At 68.7% G+C, this 5228-nt stretch carries 4 protein-coding genes; all 4 read right to left on the reverse strand.

The annotated features are described in order from the left end of the window. Window positions 1–287 precede the first annotated feature (287 nt). Window positions 288–2093, reverse strand: a complete 1806-nt coding sequence (locus tag ACIBK4_RS50135; protein WP_399006846.1) for an FtsX-like permease family protein — start codon at window positions 2091–2093, stop codon at window positions 288–290. 5 nt (window positions 2094–2098) lie between these two features. After that, window positions 2099–2827 carry an ABC transporter ATP-binding protein gene (locus ACIBK4_RS50140; protein WP_399006852.1) on the reverse strand — a complete coding sequence of 243 codons (729 nt, stop codon included), beginning with the start codon at window positions 2825–2827 and terminating at the stop codon, window positions 2099–2101. Window positions 2828–2841: 14 nt separating this feature from the next. After that, the gene (locus ACIBK4_RS50145; RefSeq protein ID WP_399006848.1) at window positions 2842–3369 is read right to left on the reverse strand and encodes a PadR family transcriptional regulator; all 528 of its coding nucleotides are present in this window, start codon (window positions 3367–3369) and stop codon (window positions 2842–2844) included. Window positions 3370–3527: 158 nt separating this feature from the next. Next, on the reverse strand, window positions 3528–5228 hold a 1701-nt coding region (locus ACIBK4_RS50150; RefSeq protein WP_399006850.1), incomplete at its 5' end, for an alpha/beta fold hydrolase.

The following is a 5228-nucleotide window of genomic DNA, read 5'->3' on the forward strand; positions in this document are numbered from 1 at the left end:
CCGGCCCCGGCGCCCCGGCGCGCCCCCCCCCCCCCCCCCCCCCCCCCGGCCCCGCCCCCCCCCCCCCCCCCCCCCCCCCCCCCCCCCCCCCCCCCCCGACTCGGTGTGGAGTCACCTGTTTCACGGGGTGCCGAGCCTCCTGCCCGGCCGTGTCCAACTGACGTGAATGCGCATTTGCACGCGGGAGAACATCGCGGTCGTCGCCCGACCGACGACCTGGGCCCGGACCGGGGCGCTGTTTGGACAGCGCCCCGGTCCGGGCCCAGGGGTCGTGACCTTTCTCGAAGTCAAAAAGTGTCGGTCACCGGGCGACGACCGCCGAGGCGGGCGGGCACAGAGGTGAGCACCCCCACGACGACCAGGGTCGCCGCCACCAGGACGACCGCTTGCCACAACGAGGGAAGCGTCGCCCGGTCGCTGTTGCCGCCGGCGAACGAGTTGATCGCGCTGAAGAGCAGGATGCCTCCCGGGAAGACGCCCAGGACGGCGCTGACGATCGCGGGCAGCACCTGCGCGGCCGCCAGTGCCGTGCTCACCTCACCGGGTGTTGCGCCCAGGGCGCGGGCCAGCGCCGACGCGTGCCGGTTGTCGAGCACCGTCGCCCAGGTGATGACGATGGCGTTGACCGCCGCCAGCGAGAGCAGGATGACCGACCAGACGAGGAGCACGTGGCGCAGCACCCTCACCTGAGCATCGTCGTATCCCCCGGTGAGTGGTTGGGTGTTGAGGAAGGTGTTGAGGATCAGCAGGACGTAGATCCCGCTGACCGTGATCAAGATGATGGCCACGCCGAGCACCAGCCGTCGCGGCCGACGGGCGGCGATCCGCAACGCGAGAAGCAGCGAGACGGGCAGTCGCGCCGAGAACGCGATCAGCCAACCCATGCGGCGCGGTGGGCGGGGGGCGTCGGCCAGCGCGTTGACGGTGCTGGAACGAGCGGCACGCACAGCCGGCACGGCGGTGGCCACCACCGCGACCACGAGGGCCGCGGCCAGCACCCAAGCGGCCGTGGCCAGGGTCATCGGTGGTGTGCCCGCGCTGCCGACGAGGCCCGCACTGGACTCGGTCAGCAACGGAGCGGTCAGCGTACCGATCAGCAGCCCGGCCCCGGCGGCGACGATGGCCACGAGGACGTACTCCGCGAGCAGGACGGAGGCGACCAGACCCGGCGTGGCGCCCACCGCCTTGAGGAGCCCGACCCTCCTGGTCTGATCGGCCATCCGGCCGCCGACCAGCACCGAGAGGCTGGCCACGGCGAGCAGACCGAGCAGCCACGTGCCGATCAGCAGCAGGATCTGGGAATCCTTGGCCAGTTGTGTGGCGTCGTCGAGGATGCTCTCCCAGGGTTGCATGCGCACACCGCGAGGACCGTCACCGCCGTGGGCGGCGACGAACGACTGGGCCTCGTCGGGATGGGCCAGCTTCAGATTCAGCACGTAGGACAGGGAGTCGGCGTTCGAAGCGAGGCTCCGGACATTCGCCTGTGTGAGCCAGACCAGTCCGGGTTCCTGCAACACCCCCGCGGGTCCACCGTCGGTGGTGCCGTTCACGCAGCCCTGGGGGACCAGGCACGACGAACCGGGGTAGGGCGCCATGGCGGCGGTGACGGCGAGGCCGACGACCTTGAACGACCGGCCGTTCAGGGTGACTTGATCATTGACGCCCACGTCGAGCGCGTTGGCGAAGGCAGCTTCGAGCACCACTCCGCCGTCGCTGACCCAGCTGCCCTTGGTCACCTTGGGCTGGTCGACCGACGTGGTCCCGGTGTCACGCCCCACGACCTGTACATCCGACGATTTCGCGGATGTCTTGAACTTGGCCGACGTGACCGGGAACGGCCCGCTGTGCCCGACGACACCGGACCCGTCGGTCAGTGAATTCAGCATGGAAAGCTGGCCGTTGGCAACCACGTCGGGTCCGTTGGTGGCCGCCCTGGTGCTCTGGTACGGGTCGCTGGCCGCGTCGCGCAGGACGAGCGCGAGCGTCAACGTCGTGGTGGCCGCCAGGATGGCGAGCAGGAGAAGCGCGGCCTCGGTTCGGCGCCGCCGGAGGTCGCGCAGGGCCAGGCGGATCACAAGCAGGATGCGGCCCATCGCCTTCAGTCCCCCAGCCCGACGAAGGGGCGAAGCTGTCCGGTGGTGCCGCCGGTCAGCTTGGTCTCGTCGAGGAACGCGCCGTCGCGCATCGAGATCAGCCGGTCGGCAGTGGCCGCGATCCGTTCGTCGTGGGTGACGATGACCAGCGTCTGACCCGACTTGTGCAGCCCCTTGAAAAGCTGGAGTACGTCCAGGGTCGCGGCGCTGTCGAGGTTTCCGGTCGGTTCGTCGGCGAGGACTACGGCCGGTTCGTTGCTCAACGCCCGTGCGACCGCGACCCGCTGCCGCTGGCCACCGGAGAGCGCGGAGGGCAGGAAACGCGCTCGGCCGGAGAGCCCGACCTGTTCCAGCAGCTCTTCCGCACGCCGTCGGGCGTCCCGCGGCGAGCGGCCGGCCAGCAGTGCCGACAGCTCGACGTTCTCGACGGCGGTGAGCTCCTCCATCAGGTGAAAGGACTGGAAGACGAAGCTGATGTCAGTGCGTCGCAGCCGAGCCAGGGCCTTTTCGCTGATGTTGTCGATGCGGCGGCCGTTCAGCAGAACCTCTCCGCCCGACGGCCGGTCGAGCCCTCCGAGCAGGTGCAGCAGCGTGGATTTCCCGCAGCCGCTGGGGCCCATGATCGCCACCGTCTCGCCCGCCAGGATGTCGATATCGACTCCGTCGACGGCGCGCACTAATCCTTCCCCCTTGCCGTACTCCTTTCGCAGCCCGCAGGCGCGAAGCACTGGCATGTCGGCGGCGTCGCTCACAATCCACTCCTTCGGTGGGTCCAGTTCTTTTCACATGCCTCAAGCCAGCGCAGATCCGCCTGAAGGCGGAGCACGATGCCCTCCAACAACAACGCCGCTTCCGAGTACTCCGGTTCGGCCAGGGCGGCGCACTGGGCGTCACGCAGCCGACGCAGCAGCTCGCGGCGCTGGGCGTCGACGATGGAGAGCGGGTCGGCCAGCCGCGCGGACGCGACCGCGATCAGCTTGAGATGGAACACCGCGAGGTCCGGCCTCGGCCAGCTCACCTCGGTGATCCACTCGGCAACTCGCTGTTGGCCGGCGGGGGTGAGCGCGTAGACCTTGCGATCCGGCCGTTCGCCCCCGTCGGTGGACCGCTCGACCTCGACCAGGCCGGCCTTTTCGAGCCGGGTCAGCGTGACGTAGATCTGCCCGGCGTTCATCGCGTCGCCGAGCGGACCCAGCGCATCACGCATCCGTGCGCGCAGCTGGTAGCCCCGCGAGGGCTCCTTGGCCAGCATCGCGAGAACCACTTCCTGCTGCATTGGCCCTCCCCTCGTACACCACCCCGATATAACCGTTAGCCATCACATCTAACGGTTATACCTGTTGGGTGTCAAGCGGCTGCGGACAGGCGTCGGTAGGGAGGTGTCAGTGGGGTGGTGCCGATGGCCGGCTCAGGTGGCGCCGTCCGCGGATCGGGTCAGCTCCTGGCCTCAAGCCACGCTGCCGCCGCCGCCCAGACCTGGCCCAGCATGTCGGTGCGGACCATGTTCGTATGGGTGCAGGGAACGTGGACCTCCGTGATCCGCCCGCGCACATACGGCTCCCAGAGGTGGCCGCCGGATTCACGTTCGCTCGAATCCTCGGCAACGAAGAGCAGCACCTCGTCCTCGAACACGCCGGGTCGGTGGGTCCTCCTGATATGGGCGTTGTTCCTGCCGACCCGGACGCCGCGCCTGAGTTCCTCGTCCGACATCCCGCCGAGAAGGGCACCATTTTCCGCACGGAACTTGGCGGCCCAATGGTCCAGTTCGGCGTCCGAATCGTCGCCGGCCCCATCCTGATTCACGGGTCGCTCCGGCTGCCGGGGTCGCCCGGCGGATTCATCTTCGCCCTCGGGAACGGGATAGGTGTCCATGATGACCAAAGCGGCGACAGCTTCGCCGGCTTCCTCCAACTGCACGGCTATCTCGTGCGCGGCGATCCCGCCGAACGAAAAGCCGAGCAAATGGTAGGGGCCGCTCGGCTGCAGCGCGCGGATCTGTTCGACGTAGCTTGTCGCCATTTCCGTGACGGAGTCGAAGAGCGGGCTGGCACCGTCGAGGCCGGGAGATTGCAGCCCGTACAGCGGGATGTCCGCCGGAACGAACTGCGACAGCGGCATGTAGCACCAACTGAGGCCGCCTCCGGGATGGATACAGAAGAACGGCGGTCGACTTCCTTCGGCGCGAATCGGCAGCACGATGTTCACGGAGTCACGTACCGAGGCAAGGCTCATCTGAGAGATCAGGCCTGTGACGGTCGGCGCGGCAAACACCGCGCGCGCCGAAAGGGACACACCCCTCTTCCGCAACCGTGCGATGAGCGTGATGACAAGCAGGGAATTGCCGCCGAGTTGGAAGAAACTGTCGTCGGCGTGGACGGTCGGCACACCGAGTACGTCGGCGAACACCTCACAGAGCAGAAGCTCCAGGGCTGTGGTGGGGGTGGGCCGCTTGTCGGTCGCCAGGGCTTTCGCGGTCGCGGTCCGCCCCTTCTCGGACACCGGCAGGGCATTGCGGTCGAGCTTGCCGCCAACGGTCAGCGGCAGCCGAGTCAGCACCACCACCTCCGCCGGCACCATGTAGTCCGGCAACCGCTGCCTGGTGAACTCCTGGACCGCGCCCGGCAGTCCGTCGTGGGAGGTGTCGTCGGAGGGAACGACGTAGGCGACGAGTCGCTTGTCACCAGGCGTGTCTTCGCGGGCGATCACCGCAGCCTGAGCAACCCCAGGGTGGGCCTGCAGGACCGCTTCGACCTCGCCGGGTTCGATCCGGAACCCACGGACCTTCACCTGCTCATCGGCCCGGCCGACGAAGACGAGCTGCCCGTCCGCCATCCACTTCACCAGGTCACCGGTCCGATACATCCGCTCACCGGCACCGAACGGACAGGCCACGAACCGCTCCGCGGTCAGCGCCACCCGCCCCACATAACCCCGCGCCACCCCCGCGCCTGCCACATACAGCTCACCCACCACACCCACCGGAACCGGCGAGAGACCCCCATCCAGCACAAACAGGCGGGTATTGGCGATCGGCCGGCCGATCGGCACCACCCCACCAGCCACCACCTCCCCCGACAACCGACCCGTCGCCACCCCCACCGTCGTCTCCGTCGGCCCGTAATGATTGAACACCGG

The sequence above is a fragment of the Streptomyces sp. NPDC050528 genome, assembly GCF_044457795.1.
Classification (GTDB): domain Bacteria; phylum Actinomycetota; class Actinomycetes; order Streptomycetales; family Streptomycetaceae; genus Streptomyces.